Below are 17,397 nucleotides of genomic sequence, written 5' to 3'. Positions count from 1 at the left end.
TCGGTTTCTTGGTCCTGCCCGGATCGTATACCCGGGCAGGAAAGACTGTTTCACTTCAGGGCGTCTTCGGCGATCTTCGTATTCACGAAGGCCGAGTAATCGTCGGCGACACTGTCGATGCGGCCCGCGGATTTCAGGAATTCCGCGGTCGATTTCATGATGTTCGCGGCATTGCCAAGCCAGGTGTCGCTGACTTGTTCGGACAGCGGCACGAAGGTGTAGCCCTTGAGAATGCCGGGGATCTGGTCGGCGCCCGCGCCGGTCACGCTGGCGATCTCCTTGACCTTCTCGTTATCGGGCGTCCAGGCCGAGGGATCGTCCAGATAGGCCTTGTTCGCCGCGTTCATCGCCTTGGCGAAGGCCACCATTTCCTTCTCGTGGGACTCGGCGAACTTGGTGTTCACGGTCCATGCGTTGAAGGTCGGATAGCCCCATTTCGCGGTTTGGGCGGCGCTCACGATACGGCTGCCGGTCTCGAGGATATTTGTCTGCACCGGCGGCCAGATGAAAGCGGCGTCGATCGTGCCCTGATCCCATGCGGCGGCGATCTGGTCCGGCGGCATAGAGATGATGGTCAGATCGGATTCCTTCATCCCGGCATGGGAAATCGCGCCCATCAGCGAGTAATGCGCGGTGGAGCCCACCGGCACCGCGACGCGCTTGCCCTTCAGATCTTCCAGCGATTTGATGCCCGAGCCGTTATGCGCGATCAGGCTCTCGGAATCGCCGATCGCGTAGGACACCATGAACATTTGCAGGTCGACGCCCTGGCTCGCGGCGATCGCCAGCGGCGAGGAGCCAAGTTCCGCGACCTCGACATCACCCGAGGCCATGGCTGCGATCACGTCGGTGCCCGAGTTGAACACCCGCCATTCGATCGTCCAGCCGGTGGCCTTCTCGAAAGCCTTTTCGGCGCGCGCGGCGTTCATCGGGGTCGGATCGCTGAACGTCCCGATCGTCATCGTCTCGGCCCAGAGCGCGGACGTCGAGAGCGTCAGCGCGGCCGCCGCCGTCATCATGATCTTGTTGAATTTGTTCATGTCAGAACCTCCGTTGGTAACATTGCGAGATGTATCTCTCGCTTTGATGGTTATCGCGTTCCACTATCGCTGTGCCCCTCCGCCGGTGCGGTCGCAAAGGCGACGATAGCACTGACCAGCTCGTCGAGCGTGTCAAATACGTCCGTCCGGGGACAGACTGCCTCCGGAATAAGCGAAAATTCGGTGCAGGCGATCATCTGCACAGTTGCGCCGCGCTCGAACAACGCGCTCGAGGCGGCCGCCAGTTTTTCGCGCGCGCCCGGTTGCGGGCCGTCCGCCTTGATCTGGCGGATCGCAGCCAGAAGATCGTCTTCCGCCTCGCTGTAGCGCAGGTCCAGCCCGTGTCGCGCTGCGGCTGAATCGAAGAGTTTCACCTTGCGCAGCGCGGGTGAGCCAAGAACGCCGACCCTACCACCCTGCCCGGCCAAGCGTGCGGCCCGGGCAACCGACAGCTCCACCATGTCGAGCACCGGCACGTCGACCGCCGCGCGGATCGCGGGCAGGTAGTGATGCGCGGTGTTGCAGGGGATCGCGAGAGCCTGCGCCCCGCCTGCCACCAGCCGGCGCGCCATGTCGGCGAGAACCGGGCCCGGATCTTCGCCCGTACCTTCAATCAGGTGGCGGATACGCGAGGGGACCTGCGGGTTCTGATCCACGATCAGCGGCACATGATCGGCATCGTCGCGCGCCGTCACGCTGGCCAGAACCTTCTGCATAACCAGGATCGTCGCCTCCGGTCCCATACCGCCCAGAATGCCGACCCGCCGCATCATGCGCTCACCCTAGCGCGGACGCTCTCGACTGCATCGACGATGTGACCTGCAAGATGCGCGCAATCCTCGATACTGAACGTCAGCGGCAGGCGCATATCGAAGAGGCTGGCGAGAACCGCATCGGTCTGGGGCAGCTCCTGCGCAGCGACGTAGCGCCAGCTGCGATGATCGGAGGTGAAGCCCCGGGGCTGATCGGCCCCGAACCATTTCACCTCGACCCCCGCCTCCGCAAGCCGCGCGATCAGGACCTCCGCCTCGGCAGGCGCAAGGCCGGGCACCCGAAACTGGATCGAGGAGCCGACATAGAATTCCGCCTTCGGCCGACGCGGTAGGCAGATCGCGGGCGAGCGCGTCAGCCCATCGGCCACCAGATCGTAGCGCGCGTTCCACGCGGCAACACTCTGTTCCAGCTGGCGAAGCTGCGGGCGCAGGATCGCCGCGCGCAGATTGTCCATCCGGGCGGACATGTTGGGCGTCTCCAGCCGGATCTTGTCGTAGATCTCGGGCGCGGGCCCTGCCCCATGGCTCTCGTAGTTCATGTAGGAGCCCGACAGGACCGTCGCGCGCGCCATGAATTCGGCGTCATCCGAGGTCAGCAAGCCTCCCTCGCCGGAATTCATGTGCTTGTAGGTCTGGGTGCTGAAACACCCCGCCAGCCCGAAAGAGCCGGACAACCGATCGTTCCACCGCGCCCCCATCGTGTGGGCGCAATCCTCGATCACGGTCAGCCCATGCGCCGTCGCGATCTCCATCAGACGGTCCATGTCGCACAGGTGACCGCGCATATGCGACAGCAGAAGGTGCCGCGCGCCGCTTTGCGCAGCCTTCGTCGCCAGCGCTTCGAGGTCGAGCACCAGATCCTCGGTGATCTCGACCAGAACCGGGACGCCCCCCACCGCCGCGATCGCGCCCGGCACCGGGGCGAGCGTGAAGGCGTTGGTCAGCACGCGATCGCCCGGCATCACCCCCGCGGCGCGCAGGGCGATCTGCATCGCCTGTCCGCCCGAAGCCACCGCGAGGCAATAGCGCGCGCCCTGCCATTGCGCGTATTCGCGCTCCAGCTCCACCACCTCGCTCGCCTCGCCGGGTGCATGGTTGTAGCGATGCAGCCGCCCCGAGCGCATCACCGCCACGGCCGCCTCGATCCCCTCCTCTGGGATCGGGGGCTGCTGGGTGAAGCTCTTGGAGAAGCGCGGCCGGATCATGATCTCAGGCCACCACGAGGGCTTTGTTGGCCTCGGCAAAGACGGTCTCGTAGCCGAACAGCGCCGCGGCGCCGCCGGTATGTAGGAAGACCACGCGCTCGCCTTTCTTGAAATGCCCCTTGCGGCAATAGTCGATCAGCCCGGCCGCGCCCTTGCCGGAATAGACCGGATCGAGAAGGATCCCTTCGAGCTGCGCGAACATGCGGATCGCCTCCAGCGTATCCTCTCGCGGGATGCCGTAACCCTCGCCGACATAGCTGCAATCGGCCACCACGTCCTCGCGGGCCACCACACCGGGGCAGCCCAGCTTCTCGGCGGTCTTCTGCGCCAACGCGAAGACATTGGCCTCCTGCTTGTCCTTCGGCGCGCGCACCCCGAACCCCGTCAGCGGGATCCCGGCATTGATCGCCTTGAGTCCGGTGATCAGCCCGGCCTGCGTGCCCGCCGAGCCGGTCGCCGTCGCGATATGGTCGATCACCAGCCCGCGGTCATTCGCCTGCCCGACCAGTTCGAAGGCGCAGTTCACATAGCCGAGCGCGCCGGTCGCGTTGGAGCCACCGCCGGGAATGACGTAGACCGTCCGGCCCTCGCCGCGCAGCTTCTCGGCGACCGCCTCCATCTCGGCCTGCATGTCCTTGCCGCCCGCCCGTTTCGACGTCGTCGCCCCATGCAGATGGTCGAGAAGCACGTTGCCGTTCTCGTTGTAATTGGCGTCGTTCGAGCCGGTGCGATCCTCAAGCAGGATATGGCAGGCCATCCCGAGCTTCGCCGCAGCCGCCGCCGTCTGGCGTGCGTGGTTCGACTGGGTCGCGCCCTGGGTCATCACGGTATCGGCGCCCATCGCCTGCGCCTCGGCCATCAGAAATTCCAGCTTGCGCGTCTTGTTGCCACCGGTCGACAGGCCCGTGCAGTCGTCGCGCTTGATCCAGATTTCCGGCCCGCCCAGCTCTTTCGAGAGGCGATCAAGCTTTTCGAGAGGGGTCGGCAGATGCGCCAGATGAACGCGGGGAAAGCGAGCGAGATGCATATGGAGTTCCTTGGGTAACTTGTCTGTATCGAGCGTTGCGCAGATCAACCCCCTATGCAAATTCGAAATTCTTGATATGTTTTGCACTTCTTGCAAGTTAGGGGCGATATGCGACTGGAATGGCTCGAAGACATCCTCGCGATCGAGGATACGGGATCTTTCAGCGGCGCAGCCGAGCGCAGGATGCTCACGCAATCCGCATTCTCGCGCCGAATTAAGCAGATCGAGGATTTCGTCGGCGTCGAATTGTTCGACCGCTCGCACAAGCCGATCCGTCTCAAGCCGACGACGCGGGCGCAGCGAGAACAAATCATGCAGCTGTCGAACGGGCTGCGTCAGCTCGTCGCCGATCTGCGGCGCGGCGACAGCGTGGCAAGCAACCGCGTGGTGATCGCCTGCCAGCACTCGCTGACCACCGGGCATATACCATCGATCCTGCGCAAGATGCCGACAGAGCGCGAGGGGATATATGTCCGCCTGCGCTCGGCCAATCTCGACGCCTGCACGGGGCTACTGCTCTCGCGGCAGGCCAATGTCGCGATCGTCTACCGCACGCCGGACGAAAGAGACGACGCCCGTGCCGATTTTCTCGAGGAGATCACGATCGGCACCGACCGGCTGATCCCGGTCTTCAACTCCAGCCTGCCGAGAGCCGCGCCCGAGGGCGCCGGTCCCGTCGAGACGCCTTACATCGCCTACCCCTCGGACGTTTTCTTCGGCCAAGTGATGGAGCGCAGCATCCTGCCCTATCTCAGCCCGGCGATCCGCTATGCGCCCAAGGTCGAGACGGCACTGACGCTGGCGGCGGTCGAGATGGCGGTGATCGGCATGGGGGTCGCGTGGGTCCCGGAATCGCTCGCACTGGAGCCGATCACGGCGGGACATCTGGTCGATCTCTCCACGGAACTTCCGGTCTGCGAATTGCAAATCAAGGCGATGCGCCTGCAAGGCAATTACAACCTCGCGGAAGAGACTTTCTGGTCGTCGCTCAGGTCTTGAAAGCCGGTCGTCGCTCAGGCGCCAAATTGCCCGGAACTTGCCGCCGAGATCCATGAAGTGCGGTCGCAACCTCGATCGTGGCAGACGAGGATCGAGAAGCACGGAGTCGGTCTGTGACGCGGTTAGATAGAAATATTCATCATATTGATAGGAATCAAAGTTCGCTCTCTTCTCCTGTGATTTTCTCTGATCGACGCGGGTTCCATGCGTCATCAAAGTGGAGGAAGATGAAATGCGTAATCCATTGTTCACGGGCAAATCTCGCGTCTCGCTCGTCGCTCTTGCAGCGGCGCTGGGAGTCGCGATCGCATGGCAGGCACCGGTCACCGGTCCGCTAAGCTTCGCGGCCAATGCACAGGAGTCCGGCGACCAAGGGACCGGCAAGGGAAATCAAGGCGGTCAGGGTCAGGGCAGCAAAGGCGCTCAGACCGGGCAATCGCAAGGTCAGGGACAAGGCGGCCCGGGAGAAGATTCCGACGGCAAGGGGCCGCAGGCAGGCGCCCCCTCCTCTTCTGGCGGCGGCAAGCCGACCTGGTCGCAGGAAGGAATTCCTGAGGTCGAACTCGGTCGTCTGAACGTCGCGCGCTCGCCCGAGCACGTGATTGATCAGGCCTATGAAGAAGCACTCGCGTCGATCTCGCCCGAGATGGTCTCCTTCTACAACCTGTCGCTGGACAAGGCGATCGAGGAGCTTTCGCTGAACTGGGACAACGTGAGCTTCATCGACTCGCCGTTGCAGAACCTCGGCCTTCTGCAGGCGACGCTCGACGGCTCGACGCCGCTCGCGAGTTCCGGCGTCTCGAATGATGCCGACACGCTCGCGGCGATCTTCCTCGGCGCGGCGTCGGACAAGACTGTCCCGATCTCGACCGATACGGTGATTGCGGTGACGCAGATCCTCGGGGTTCCGGTGACGGGTACCGCGGCGGCATCCCTCGCTGCAGATGCCGAGGCCGTTCGCATCGCGATCCTCGCCGGGCACGGCTGATCGCATCCGAAACGCAATAGCCCGGACCCGCCCGTCGGCGCGGGGTCCGGGTCGACAGACCCATTTCCAACATAACAAGGAGGCAGTCATGACACGCAAGACTGCAAAACGCGCAACGACCGTAGCCGGCATCGCGCTCATCGCGGGGCTGGGCCTTACCGTGCAGCCCGGCCCGACCTTCGGAACATTCCATCTGTCCGTGCCGAGCGCTTTTGCGCAGGACAGCGGCTCGCATACCGATGGCGATCACACGGATGGCGGCCAGCAGAAGGGCAAGACCGGCGAGGCTGGCCATGGCTCGAGCAGCGGCGGCCACGAGGACGACGGCACGCATGAGGAGAGCGGCGGCCATGGCGGCGCCAGCGGCTCTTCCGGGCAGGGTCAGGGCGGCCCCGGCCCCGATTCCGAGGGCAAGGGTCCGCAAGCCGGCACCCCGTCGGGCACGCGCGGCACCAAGCCCGTCTGGTCCAGCGAAGGCATTCCGGAGGTCGAGCTCGGGCGGCTGAACGTGGCGCGTTCACCCGATCACGTGCTTCAGCGCGCCTATGAGGAAGCCCTGGCGACGATTTCGCCGACCATGGTTTCGTTCTACAACCTGCCGCTCAATCAGGCGATCGACCAGCTTTCGCTGAACTGGGACAACGTCTCTTTCATCGACTCGCCACTGCAAAACCTCGCCCTTCTCAAGGACACGCTGGATGGCAGCTCGGCGCTCTCGAGTCTCGGGGTGACGAACAACACCGCGACGCTGGAGGCGATTTTCCTGGGCACGGCCTCGGACAAGACCGTGCCGATCACGGCCGCCACGGTGACGGCGGTGACGACCATTCTCGGCCAGCCGGTGACGGGCGCGGCAGCCACCAGTCTCGCCGCGCAAGCCGAAGCGGTGCGGATCGCGGTTCTCGCCGGGCATGACGGCTGAGACTCTATGGAACCTAGGCAACACTCTGCCCTCGCGTAAAGCGTGGGCAGAGAATTTCACTTCTGCTTGCACGGTTCGGAGATCATTATCCCGCGACATGGGGATATCCGACCCGGCGAATGACTAAAGACGGACAGAGAGGCATCGAGATGGAATTTTCAACGAAGCTGGCTGCGGCCTGCGCCCTTGTCTTCAGCCTTGCGGCCCCGGCGGCTGCTACGGCACAAGACTCGGCCAACTTCTTCAAGGTGGGCACGGCAAGCGTCACTTACGGACCTTACGTGCGCTTCGGGCTCGGGGTCGCGAACACCCGACCCTCCGACGAGCACTGGCTCCCGCCCGGATATCCGGACGATCCGCGGATCGATTTCAACCTGAGCAACGATACGAGTGGCTTCGGAGAGATCGCCTTCGGCTATGACTGGATGAACGGCTTCCGCGGTGATGTCAGCGTCCTCACGACTGGCTCGGCCACGACGACCGGTCCGCACACGACCAGCGGCAACCATGCCGATATCACCTCGGCTTCGGTTTCGACCAGCGCGGTGATGGGTAATCTCTACTATTCCCCGTTCGAGCAGATGGGCGTCAATTCCCGCCTGCATCCCTTCGTCGTGGCGGGGCTTGGTTACGCCAACAACAAGGTCAGCGACTGGACGCGGACGAATACCGCGAAGGATTCCGTAGACCGGAGCTTCTCGGGCGACACCCACGGCGATTTCGCCTATTCGCTCGGCATCGGCATGGCCTACCAACTGACGGCTCCCGGCAAGCATCCGGCGATCCTCGAGATGTCCTATCGCTATTACAGCTTCGGGACCGCGAAGGGCGGCAGCACGCCGCTGACCAGTGGTGAATCGCCGGTCGCTCCATTGACCTTCGAGAACGACGCGCATGTGCTCTCGATCAGCCTGCGCATCCCGCTGCAGCGACTCTGAGGCTTCTTGCGGGGGGTGCCGGACTGCTTGCTGCCCTATCCAGCCCCCCGCAGGACTTCCGATAAAGCAGCTCCGCCAGATACGGCTGCGCCCCTCCCTCTCACATCCGCGACGCGAGAAACCCCGCAGCAAGATCCGGGGTGGCGATCTGGGGATACTCGGCTTCGGCAATCTCGACGCCGAAGCGTTTATCGAGCGCAATCACCAAATTCAGAATATCCATCGAGTCGAGTTCAAGATCGTCCTGAAGATGATCGGACCCCGCGATTTCGGCGGGATCGAGATCGGGAGCGACGCGCACGAGCTCCTCGATATAGGCTCTGCGGATTTCATCTTCGGTCATAGCTCCTCCGGCGTTTGCAGCTTCGCGTCGATCGCGGTCAGGAATTTCGAGCCCAGCCGCCCGTCGCTCACGCGGTGATCCGCGGCGAGGGTCAGCGTCACGGCCTGCGCGGCAACCACCTTGCCGTCTCGCACCAATGCTTGCGGGCCGGGCGCGCCGGCAGTGACGATGGCGACCTGCGGCGGCACGATGATTCCGGCCATCGCCTCGACCCCGCTCTCGCCAAGCGCCGAGAAGGTCAGCGTCGCCATGCTCATCTCCGAGCTTTTGAGCCGCCCGGCGCGAGCGCGCATCGTGAGGTCGCGCATCGCCTCCATCAAATCCTGCAGGCTTTTCTTGTCGGCATCGAGGATTGCTGGGGCCACGAGCCCGCCGCCCCGAAGCGCGATTGCGAGGCCGAGATGAACCGCCGGGGATGGCGTGAACCCGTCCTCCCCGAAATGCCCGTTCACCGCCTTTTCCTCGCGAGCCGCCAGTGCCATCGCCTTCATCAGAAGCGCGCCCATCAGGATGCGTTCTTCGGGCGGGCGGTTCGCATTGGCGGCGCTCAGCCAATCGCTCGCAGCGCTGAGATCGACCGTGTGGGTGACGTAGTAATGCGGGATCTCGCGTTTGGACCGGGCCATCGCAGCGGCGATCGCCTTGCGCATCTCTGCGATATATGCGCCGCGATCTTCTGCCGGGCTCGGCGTCGCGGCGGGTCTCGTCGTCTCGACATCGGCGAGCACGATCGCGCCCCCCGGCCCGCTGCCGGTCAGGCTCTCCAGCGCGACCCCCAATTCTGCGGCGCGTGCCTTCGCGGCAGGAGAGGCGGCGATCCCTGATGGGGTGGCGGGAGGCGGCGCACTTGGCGGCTCCATCCATACCTCCGGTTCGACCGGTTCGGTAGGCGACTGCGGCGCAACTGGCGGCGCGGCCTCAGAGGTCTCCGCCGACGCCTCCCCGGGCGCTTTGATAACGGCAAGCGGCGCGCCAACCGGCAGGTCTTGCCCAAGCTCTGCCACCAGCTTTTCGACCACACCGTCCTCGAAGACCTCGATCTCGATCGCTCCCTTCTGGGTCTCGACCACCGCGACGATATCGCCGTGCTTGACCGTATCGCCGGGCTTCACCAGCCATTCGACCAGCTTGCCCGCCTCCATATCCGCGCCGAGCGAAGGCATCTTGAAAACGGCCATCGCGTCACCCTTTCCCGAGCGTCGTCTTCACGGCGGCGACGATAGCGGGCACCTGCGGAATGGCGGCGTCCTCGAGATGTTTGGGATAGGGGATCGGCACCTCGGCCGAGCACACCCGCCCCACCGGCGCATCGAGATGCCAGAAGGCCTGCTCCCCGATCCGGGCCGCGATCTCGGCGGAGAGCGAACCGGACCGCCAGCCCTCGTCCACGATCACCGCGCGGCGCGTGCACGCGAGCGAGGCCATGATCGTCTCATCATCGAGCGGGCGCAGGCAGCGCAGGTCGATCACCTCCGCCTCGATCCCCTCGCCCGCCAGCGCCTCGGCGGCCTCGAGCGTCTTCCACAGCGATCCGCCATATGTGATCAGGCTGATATCCTTGCCCTCGCGCCGGATCGCGGCCTTGTCGATGTCGACCGGCCCCGCATTCGCGGCGATCTGCCCGGTCATGTTGTAGAGCATGACATTCTCGAAGATCAGCACCGGATCGGGATCCTCAATCGCAGTCCAGAGCATCCCGCGCGCGTCCTCCAGCGTGGCGGGCGCGAGAACCCGCAGCCCCGGAATATGCGCGTACCACCCTTCGAGCGAATGGGAATGTTGCGCCGCGAGTTGCTTGCCCGCGCCGGTCGCAAGACGGATCACCACGGGTGCGCCGAACTGTCCGCCCGACATATGCCGGATCGTGGCGGCGGTGTTCATGATCTGGTCGAGCGCGAGCAACGAGAAATTCACCGTCATCACCTCGACGATGGGCCGCATCCCTGCCGCCGCCGCACCGATCCCGGCCCCGGTGAAGCCGGACTCCGACAGCGGCGTGTCGCGGATGCGGTCCTCGCCGAATTCGTCCATCAACCCTTTCGAGACCGCATAGCAACCGCCGTAAGCGCCCACATCCTCGCCCATCAGAAAGACCCGCTCGTCGCGGATCATCGCGTCGCGGATGGCCTGCTTGACCGCCTCGCGATAGGTCATCTCGACGGTCTCGGCGCTGGGTTCGGGCGGCGCGGGCGGCGCGGGGCGTTCCTCGGCCATGACATGGCGGGTGAGCGTCTCGAGCGGCTCCCACTCGCTCCCCTCGGCATAGGCGACGGCGGCGGCGATCTCGTCCTCCACCCCCGCCTCGATCTGCGCGACCTCTTCGGGATGCATCAACCCGCTCTCGTAGAGCCAGGACTGGAACCGCACGATCGGTCCCTTCTCGCGCCACGCGGCCACCTCGTCCTTGTCGCGATAGAGCTGGGCGTCGAACATCGAATGCGCGCGGAACCGATAGGTCAGACATTCGAGGAAATAGGGTTTGCCAGTCTCGCGGATCGCGGCGAGCGCGCGGCGGGTGGCGGCCTCGACCGCGACCACATCCATCCCGTCCACCTGCTCGGTCGCGAACCCATAAGCCGCCGCCTTGCGCCGGATGTCGGTCACGGCCTCGGTCCGCGCCAAAGCCGAACCCATCGCGTAGCCGTTATTCTCGCACACGAACAGCACCGGCAGCGACCAGAGCTGCGCAAGGTTCATCGACTCGTGGAACTCGCCCTCGGCCACAGCCCCTTCGCCGAAGAAGCAGGCGGTGACATTGGGCGCACCCATCATCCGGTCGCGCAGCGCAAGCCCCACGGCCAGCGGCAGCCCGCCCCCCACGATCGCGTTGCCTCCGTAGAAATTCCGTTCGGCGTCGAAGATATGCATCGAGCCGCCCCGCCCGCCCGAGGCACCGGTGGCCTTGCCATACATCTCTGCCATCACGCGCTCCATCGGCACGCCGCGCACCAGCGCATGACCGTGCTCGCGATAGGTCGCCACCACGCGATCATCGGGGCCAAGCCGCGGGATCACGCCCGAGGCCACCGCCTCCTCGCCATCGTAGAGGTGCAGGAAGCCGCGGATCTTTTCCTGCGTGTAGAGCTCGGCGCATTTATCCTCGAAATGGCGCACACGGATCATCGCCGTGAGCAATTCGCGGATGTGGTCATGGGTCAGGTGCGGTTTGTCGGCAGTCATCTCTCGTCACTCTCCAGCGTCGAAATATCGCCTTCCGGCAGGCCCAGCTCGCGCGCTTTCAACAGACGGCGCATGATCTTGCCCGAACGGGTCTTCGGCAGGGTCTTGCGGAACACCACCTCGCGCGGGGCGACCGCCGCGCCGAGCTTCTTGCGCGCGAGACCACGGATGTCGCGTTCGAGATCTTCGGACGGCTCGAACCCCGGATTGAGCGCGACATAGGCCTTCACGACCTCGCCTGCGGTCTCGTCGGGCAGGCCGATCACGGCAGCCTCGGCTACTGCCGGATGCTCGATCAACGCGCTTTCGACCTCGAAGGGGCCGATCAGGTGACCGGAGGATTTGATGAGATCGTCGGCGCGACCGACGAACCAGAAATAGCCCTCGCTATCGCGCATCGCGAGATCGCCAGAGAGATACCAGCCACCCACGAAACACTTCTCGTAGCGCGCCTCTTCGTGCAGATAGGCGCGCATCATCGAGGGCCAGCCGGGGCGCAACGCCAGTTCGCCGATCTCGCCGGGTTTGCACTCGCGCAGGCCGTCGTCGACACGCTCCACGATCCCCGCCGCGATCCCCGGCAGCGGCTTGCCCATCGAGCCGGGATGCACATCCATCGCGCGGGTATTGGCGATCATGATGCCGCCGGTCTCGGTCTGCCACCAGTTGTCGTGGAAGGGCTTGCCGAAGACCTCGTTGCCCCAGACCACGGCTTCGGGATTGAGCGGCTCGCCCACCGAGGCCATGAACCGCAGCGTCGAGAAATCGTAAGGCTCGGCCGCCTCTTTCCCTGCGCGCATCATCATGCGGATCGCGGTGGGCGCGGTGTACCAGACCTCGATCTGCTCGCGCTCGAGGATGCCGTACCAGCGGTCGAGATCGAAATCGGCCTCATCAACGATCATCCGCACCCGGTTCACCAGCGGCGAGATGATCCCGAAGGATGTCCCCGTCACCCAGCCCGGATCGGCGGTACACCAGTAGCGTGTGCCCGGCGTCAGTTCGAGCGCGTAGCGGCCCGCCGCCGCATGCATTACCACCGCATTATGCACATGCACCGCGCCTTTCGGGCGGCCCGTGGTGCCGGAGGTGAAATGGATCAACGCGGGATCTTCGGGTGCCGTATGAACCGTCTCGAACGCCTCCGAGGCCGCCGCCATCGCAGGGCCGAGCGCCACGCAACCCTCCGGCGCTTCGTCGCCGATGATCAGCACCAGTTTGAGCGAGGGAATTTCGTCCCGCCACGCGGCGATCTTGCGGCGATAGATCGAGGCGGTGGTGATCAGCGCATTGGCCTCGCCGATCTCGAGCCGGGTGCGCAGGGGCTCGGGTCCGAAGGCGGAAAAGAGCGGCGAGAAGATCATCCCTGCCTTCAGCGTGCCCAGCGCCGCGACGTAGAGATCGGGCACCCGGCCGGCGAGACCGAAGAGCCGGTCGCCCGGTTCCAGCCCGTGCGCAGTCAAAACATTGGCGAAGCGCGCGGTCCGGGCAGCAAGATCACGATAGCTCAGGCTTTGCCGCTCGCCGTCCTTGCCGAGCCAGAGGATCGCCTCGTCATCCCCATGACCCGCAGCGACATGCCGATCCACCGCCTCATGCGCGATGTTTAATCCGCCATCGGGAAACCCGTCGAGCATCGCCCGCGCGGTGTCCCATGTGAACGCCTTGCGGTCCTCCTCGGAGAGCGTGGCGGCGGCGCGTTCGGCGGCCGACTTCTGGATGATCGCCCAAGTCATCACGCCTCCTCCCAAGGTGATGCCAGTCGACAGACCGCTCCCTGTCACGAACGGCCATGATCTTCCCTAGGCGAAGACAGGAGGCAGTTTCATTGATGTGGCTCAACGCGTGAGCGGAAATTATCTGCGGGTTGCGCGCGATACGACCAGATGCCCCAGCAGCGGCGGAAGCAGGCTCATCGCCCCGGCGAGCGTCAGCCCCGCGATTCCGGGCGACGGAAGCTGCAGCACATCGGAGAGCCCGGGTAGCCACAGCGCCCCCGCGATCAGCACGAGACACAGCACGAGCGCGCCCCAGACATAAGGGTTGCGCGTCACATCATTGCGCAGGGCGTGAGTGTCCCCCTCCCGCATGTTGAACACGTTCCAAAGCTGGCCCAGCGCGAGGGTGACGAAGGCCACCGTGACGGCGGCCCCGGGGGCAAGCTGTAAACCGTAGAGCGCCCCTCCGAAGGCCAGCATCGTCGCGAGGGTTACAATGACCCCAAGAATGACGATGCGTTCCCATTCACGCCTCGCGAGGATCGGCTCCGCACGGTCGCGGGGCGGACGGCTCATTTCGTGTCCGTCGCCATGCCCCATCCCAAGCGCAAGCGCCGGGAAGACATCGGTGACGAGATTGAGAAACAGGATCTGCAGGGGCAGGAGCGGCGCGGGGAGCCCCACCCCCACGGCGATCCCCACCACGAGGATCTCCGAGAGATTGCACGACATCAGGTAGACGATGAACTTGCGGAGATTGCCGAATATCACCCTGCCCTGTCGCACCGCCTCGACGATGGTCGCGAAATCATCGTCCTTGAGCACCATATGCGCCGCCTCGCGGGCGACTTGGGTGCCGCGTTGCCCCATCGCAATGCCGATATCGGCCTTCTTCAGCGCCGGTGCGTCATTCACCCCGTCGCCCGTCATCGCGACGGTCTCCCCCTCGCGCTGGTAGAAACTGACAAGCTCCAGTTTCGTCGCCGGGGCCACGCGGGCGAAGACGCTGGCCTTGCGCAGGCGGTCGAGCGTGTCATCGCTGGCGCTCTCAAGATCGAGACCTGTCAGCTCTCTCCCCTCGATCGCCATTACACCGTCCTCACTGATCCCGGCATCTCTGGCGATGCGTGCGGCGGTCTCGGCGTGATCCCCTGTCAGCATGATCACCCGTATCCCTGCGCTCTGGCAGGCCGCGATCGCGGGCGGGACATCCTTGCGCAGGGGATCGGCGAGACAGGCGATACCGACCAGCGTCAGCCCTTCATAGGGGGCCTCCTCCGTCCCCCCCGCCTGCTTCATAGCGAGTCCGATCCCGCGCAACCCCTCGCCCGCCGCTTCAGCGTTGCGGGCGATCCAGCTTGCCTTGTCCTCATCGCTCAGCGGACGCGCACCCTCCGGCCCCAGAACCTCGGAGCACGCAGCGATCACCGCTTCGGGCGCGCCCTTTGTCGCGTAGAGCATACCCCCCTGCGGAAGTTCATGGACCGTCGCCATCATCAGGCTGTCGGTCTCGAACGCATGCTGGAGCAGGCGTGAATCTGCTCCGTCTTCGGACACCCCTAGCTTTCGCGCTGCACTCAGTAGCGCCAGCTCGGTCGGATCCCCGATCCGGCCATCCTCGCCGTCCCCCAGCTCGGCATTGTTGCACAGCATGCCGATCTGCAGCGCCGCGCGCAGACGGTCGTCCGCGATTCCGCTATCCGGGCCGTCCAGATTCACGCTCCCCCCGTCGAGCAAGACCTGAACCACGCTCATCCGGTTCTCGGTCAGCGTCCCCGTCTTGTCCGTCAGGATCAGCGTGGTCGCCCCGAGCGTCTCGACCGAGGACAACCGGCTGATCAGGGCGTTGCGCTGCACCATCCGCCACATCCCACGCGCGAGCGACAGCGTGGCAACGACGGGAATACCTTCGGGGATCGCGGCCACGGCAAGCGCGACCCCGGTCTGAATCATACCGGTGAGCGGGTGGCCCTGCGCCAGTCCCGTGACGATGATCGCGACGGCGAGGACGATCGTCAGCCAGACAAGTCGCTGCCCGAGCCGCGTCAGTTGGTGTTCGAGCGGTGTGGGCTCCGTGCTGGCCTCCATCGCGAGCTGGCTGATCTTGCCGATCTCGGTCTCCATGCCGGTGCGCACCACTACGCCGATCGCCGCACCCCGCGTCACGGCCGCGCCCTTGAACGCCATATTGGAACGATCCCCCAACACGACGTCGGAGGGCAACGCTTCGGTGATCTTGCGCACCGGAAGAGACTCGCCCGTCAGCACGGATTCATCGCAATAAAGCCCCGACGCTTCGACCAGCCGCAGATCGGCGGTCACAACGTCGCCCGCCTCGAGCATCACGAGATCGCCCGGCACCAGATCGTGGGCGTCGACTTCGCGCAGCATCCCGTCCCGGCGCACCCGGGTACGGACCTCGGCGACGCTGAACAGCGCCTCCATGGAACGGGTCGCGCGCAGCTCGGTGAAGAACCCGATCGCGCCGTTCAGGAGCAGCACGACGAGTATCGCCAACGCCTCGACGATATCGTTGATGACCAGCGAGAACACCGTCGCCAGAACGAGAAGCGCGACGATCACCCCCTGGAACTGATGCAGCAAGATGCTGAGCGCACTGCGCGGTTTCTGACGGCGCAGGGCGTTCGGGCCGTGGCGCGCGAGGCGCGCGGCGGCCTCCTCGGCGGACAGCCCGTCCGGAAACGGCACGGACAGACGCGCCAGCACCGCCTCGGCGGTTTCGACAAATGCTGGTGCGGCGTCGGTATCCTGCATTCCCGGGGGCCTTCGGTGATCCCACGTCGATGGTAAGCCTTTCCGCGGCCTACGCAATCGTCTCGCCTTGCGTAGGAATGCCGCAGAACGCTCCCCCGGCCGCACCCAGATCACGGATCGTTGATCCCGGTCAATGACGGTTCACCGATGTCGCCCCAGCCTAGATCGCAGGTCTGGCTGCGAAATTTCACCGCAAGCGCGACCGGGAGGAGGAGGAAAACATGCATATTTGTAAAGCCATGATGGCGGCGGTGAGTGTCGCTGGCGCGCTCTCGGCCAGCGCCGCGCGGGCGGATGGCACGGTCGAGGTTCTGCACTGGTGGACCTCCGGGGGCGAGGCCAAGGCCGTCGGAGAACTGAAGAAAGCCTTCGAGGCCGAGGGCGGGGAATGGATCGACTCGCCGATCGCGGGCGGTGGCGGCGATGCCGCGATGACCGCGCTGAGGGCGCGCGTCGTGGCCGGAAACCCGCCGACCGCCGTGCAGCTCAAAGGGCCCGGCATTCAGGAATGGGCCCAGCAAGGCGCGCTCAACGACGTCCAGTCCGTGGCGGATGAGGGCAATTGGGACGATGTGTTGCCGCCGGCGCTGGCCGAAATCATGAAATACGAAGGCAAATACGTCGCAGCGCCGGTCAACATCCACCGCGTCGACTGGATCTGGGCCAACCCCGAGGTGCTGAAGAAAGCGGGCGTCGAAGGCATGCCCACGACATGGGACGAGTTCAACGCAGCCGCCGACAAGCTGCAGGCGGCGGGTATCGTGCCGCTCGCCCATGGCGGTCAGCCTTGGCAGGACGCGACGCTGTTCGAAGACGTGGTGTTGGGAATCGGTGGGGCCGATTTCTACCGCAAGGCGCTGGTGGAGCTCGATCCGGAGGCCCTGACCTCGGACATGATGGTCAAATCCTTCGATCAGCTGCGCAAGCTGCGTGGCTATGTCGATCCGAACTTCTCGGGCCGCGACTGGAACCTCGCGACCGCGATGGTGATGCGCGGCGAGGCCGGTTTCCAGATCATGGGCGACTGGGCCAAGGGCGAATTCCTCGCGGCGGGCAAGGTTCCGGAAAAGGATTTCCTGTGCTGGCCCACGCCGGGCAAGGGCTTCGTGCTGAATTCGGACAGTTTCACCTTCTTCAAGGTGGAGGGAGAAGACCGCATCGAGGGCCAGAAAGTGCTGGCGCGGTTGATCATGTCGCCCGAGTTCCAGAAGGTCTTCAACCTCGCGAAAGGGTCGATCCCGGCGCGCACGGATGTGCCGCTCGATGATTTCGACGCCTGTGCCAAACGCTCGCACGAAGACCTGCTGGCCGCGATCGAGAACGACACGCTGGTGCCGTCGATGACGCATGAGATGGCGGTGCCCCGCTCGGTGCGCGGCGAGTTCCTCGATCTTGTGACGGCGTTCTTCAACTCCGACATGAGTTCCGAGGACGCGGTCAAGCAACTCGCTGCCGCGGTCAAGCGCGCGCAGGAAAACTAGGGCCTGCA

At 65.0% G+C, this 17,397-nt stretch carries 14 protein-coding genes; 5 read left to right on the top strand and 9 right to left on the bottom strand.

The features are described from left to right. Positions 1–50: 50 nt before the first annotated feature. From tauA to cuyA, 4 genes are read right to left on the bottom strand one after another with little or no spacing between them, the layout of a single operon-like run. A complete protein-coding gene (gene tauA / locus BMG03_RS09530) occupies positions 51–1,040 on the bottom strand; it encodes a taurine ABC transporter substrate-binding protein (protein ID WP_075774703.1) in 990 nt (329 codons plus the stop codon). Positions 1,041–1,090: 50 nt separating this feature from the next. Beyond that, positions 1,091–1,813 (bottom strand): cysteate racemase, encoded by a 723-nt coding sequence (gene cuyB, locus BMG03_RS09525; RefSeq protein ID WP_075774702.1) that lies wholly within the window; start codon positions 1,811–1,813, stop codon positions 1,091–1,093. Continuing rightward, positions 1,810–3,018, bottom strand: a complete 1,209-nt coding sequence (locus BMG03_RS09520) for a DegT/DnrJ/EryC1/StrS family aminotransferase (protein ID WP_075774701.1) — start codon at positions 3,016–3,018, stop codon at positions 1,810–1,812. Before BMG03_RS09520 ends, cuyB begins: the two co-directional genes overlap by 4 nt. A gap of 4 nt (positions 3,019–3,022) precedes the next feature. Next, positions 3,023–4,045, bottom strand: a complete 1,023-nt coding sequence (gene cuyA / locus BMG03_RS09515; protein ID WP_075774700.1) for a D-cysteate sulfo-lyase — start codon at positions 4,043–4,045, stop codon at positions 3,023–3,025. A 108-nt stretch (positions 4,046–4,153) separates the two neighbouring features. Here cuyA and BMG03_RS09510 point away from each other — a divergent pair, with 108 nt between their 5' ends. The 4 genes from BMG03_RS09510 to BMG03_RS09495 all read left to right on the top strand — a co-directional run bounded on the left by BMG03_RS09510 (position 4,154) and on the right by BMG03_RS09495 (position 7,892). Continuing rightward, entirely contained in the window at positions 4,154–5,044 is an 891-nt protein-coding gene (locus BMG03_RS09510; RefSeq protein ID WP_075774699.1) for a LysR family transcriptional regulator, read from the top strand. 232 nt (positions 5,045–5,276) lie between these two features. Continuing rightward, on the top strand, positions 5,277–6,032 hold the full coding sequence (locus BMG03_RS09505; protein ID WP_075774698.1) for a hypothetical protein: 756 nt from the start codon (positions 5,277–5,279) through the stop codon (positions 6,030–6,032). Positions 6,033–6,120: 88 nt separating this feature from the next. After that, a complete protein-coding gene (locus BMG03_RS09500) occupies positions 6,121–6,954 on the top strand; it encodes a hypothetical protein (RefSeq protein ID WP_075774697.1) in 834 nt (277 codons plus the stop codon). Positions 6,955–7,103: 149 nt separating this feature from the next. After that, entirely contained in the window at positions 7,104–7,892 is a 789-nt protein-coding gene (locus BMG03_RS09495) for an outer membrane protein (RefSeq protein ID WP_075774696.1), read from the top strand. 100 nt (positions 7,893–7,992) lie between these two features. On the opposite strand, the gene BMG03_RS09490 is transcribed toward BMG03_RS09495, so the two are convergent. From BMG03_RS09490 to BMG03_RS09470, 5 genes are all read right to left on the bottom strand, one after another. Continuing rightward, entirely contained in the window at positions 7,993–8,235 is a 243-nt protein-coding gene (locus BMG03_RS09490; protein WP_075774695.1) for an acyl carrier protein, read from the bottom strand. Next, a complete protein-coding gene (locus BMG03_RS09485) occupies positions 8,232–9,413 on the bottom strand; it encodes a dihydrolipoamide acetyltransferase family protein (protein ID WP_075774694.1) in 1,182 nt (393 codons plus the stop codon). The genes BMG03_RS09490 and BMG03_RS09485 overlap by 4 nt, the downstream gene beginning before the upstream one ends. A 4-nt stretch (positions 9,414–9,417) precedes the next feature. After that, positions 9,418–11,415 (bottom strand): pyruvate dehydrogenase (acetyl-transferring) E1 component subunit alpha, encoded by a 1,998-nt coding sequence (pdhA, locus tag BMG03_RS09480; protein WP_075774693.1) that lies wholly within the window; start codon positions 11,413–11,415, stop codon positions 9,418–9,420. Further along, positions 11,412–13,151 carry an acetate--CoA ligase gene (gene acsA, locus BMG03_RS09475; protein ID WP_075774692.1) on the bottom strand — a complete coding sequence of 580 codons (1,740 nt, stop codon included), beginning with the start codon at positions 13,149–13,151 and terminating at the stop codon, positions 11,412–11,414. The genes pdhA and acsA overlap by 4 nt, the downstream gene beginning before the upstream one ends. A gap of 120 nt (positions 13,152–13,271) precedes the next feature. Then, positions 13,272–15,908 carry a cation-translocating P-type ATPase gene (locus BMG03_RS09470; RefSeq protein ID WP_075774691.1) on the bottom strand — a complete coding sequence of 879 codons (2,637 nt, stop codon included), beginning with the start codon at positions 15,906–15,908 and terminating at the stop codon, positions 13,272–13,274. A 221-nt stretch (positions 15,909–16,129) separates the two neighbouring features. Between BMG03_RS09470 and BMG03_RS09465 the strand changes: the two genes are divergently transcribed. Then, the gene (locus tag BMG03_RS09465; RefSeq protein WP_077701197.1) at positions 16,130–17,389 is read left to right on the top strand and encodes an ABC transporter substrate-binding protein; all 1,260 of its coding nucleotides are present in this window, start codon (positions 16,130–16,132) and stop codon (positions 17,387–17,389) included. The last annotated feature ends 8 nt before the right edge of the window (positions 17,390–17,397 follow it).

The sequence above is a fragment of the Thioclava nitratireducens genome (genome assembly GCF_001940525.2).
Lineage (GTDB): Bacteria > Pseudomonadota > Alphaproteobacteria > Rhodobacterales > Rhodobacteraceae > Thioclava > Thioclava nitratireducens.
This window is presented reverse-complemented; position numbering and strand designations above follow the sequence as displayed.

Excerpts from the sequence above, each read along its gene's own strand:
- BMG03_RS09495 (WP_075774696.1), top strand. The coding sequence starts at position 7,104 with ATGGAATTTTCAACGAAGCTGGCTGCGGCCTGCGCCCTTGTCTTCAGC.
- BMG03_RS09510 (WP_075774699.1), top strand. The coding sequence starts at position 4,154 with ATGCGACTGGAATGGCTCGAAGACATCCTCGCGATCGAGGATACGGGA.
- BMG03_RS09520 (WP_075774701.1), bottom strand. The coding sequence starts at position 3,018 with ATGATCCGGCCGCGCTTCTCCAAGAGCTTCACCCAGCAGCCCCCGATC.
- acsA (WP_075774692.1), bottom strand. The coding sequence starts at position 13,151 with ATGACTTGGGCGATCATCCAGAAGTCGGCCGCCGAACGCGCCGCCGCC.
- BMG03_RS09500 (WP_075774697.1), top strand. The coding sequence starts at position 6,121 with ATGACACGCAAGACTGCAAAACGCGCAACGACCGTAGCCGGCATCGCG.
- BMG03_RS09465 (WP_077701197.1), top strand. The coding sequence starts at position 16,130 with ATGCATATTTGTAAAGCCATGATGGCGGCGGTGAGTGTCGCTGGCGCG.
- cuyB (WP_075774702.1), bottom strand. The coding sequence starts at position 1,813 with ATGATGCGGCGGGTCGGCATTCTGGGCGGTATGGGACCGGAGGCGACG.
- BMG03_RS09485 (WP_075774694.1), bottom strand. The coding sequence starts at position 9,413 with ATGGCCGTTTTCAAGATGCCTTCGCTCGGCGCGGATATGGAGGCGGGC.
- BMG03_RS09490 (WP_075774695.1), bottom strand. The coding sequence starts at position 8,235 with ATGACCGAAGATGAAATCCGCAGAGCCTATATCGAGGAGCTCGTGCGC.
- cuyA (WP_075774700.1), bottom strand. The coding sequence starts at position 4,045 with ATGCATCTCGCTCGCTTTCCCCGCGTTCATCTGGCGCATCTGCCGACC.
- pdhA (WP_075774693.1), bottom strand. The coding sequence starts at position 11,415 with ATGACTGCCGACAAACCGCACCTGACCCATGACCACATCCGCGAATTG.
- BMG03_RS09505 (WP_075774698.1), top strand. The coding sequence starts at position 5,277 with ATGCGTAATCCATTGTTCACGGGCAAATCTCGCGTCTCGCTCGTCGCT.
- tauA (WP_075774703.1), bottom strand. The coding sequence starts at position 1,040 with ATGAACAAATTCAACAAGATCATGATGACGGCGGCGGCCGCGCTGACG.
- BMG03_RS09470 (WP_075774691.1), bottom strand. The coding sequence starts at position 15,908 with ATGCAGGATACCGACGCCGCACCAGCATTTGTCGAAACCGCCGAGGCG.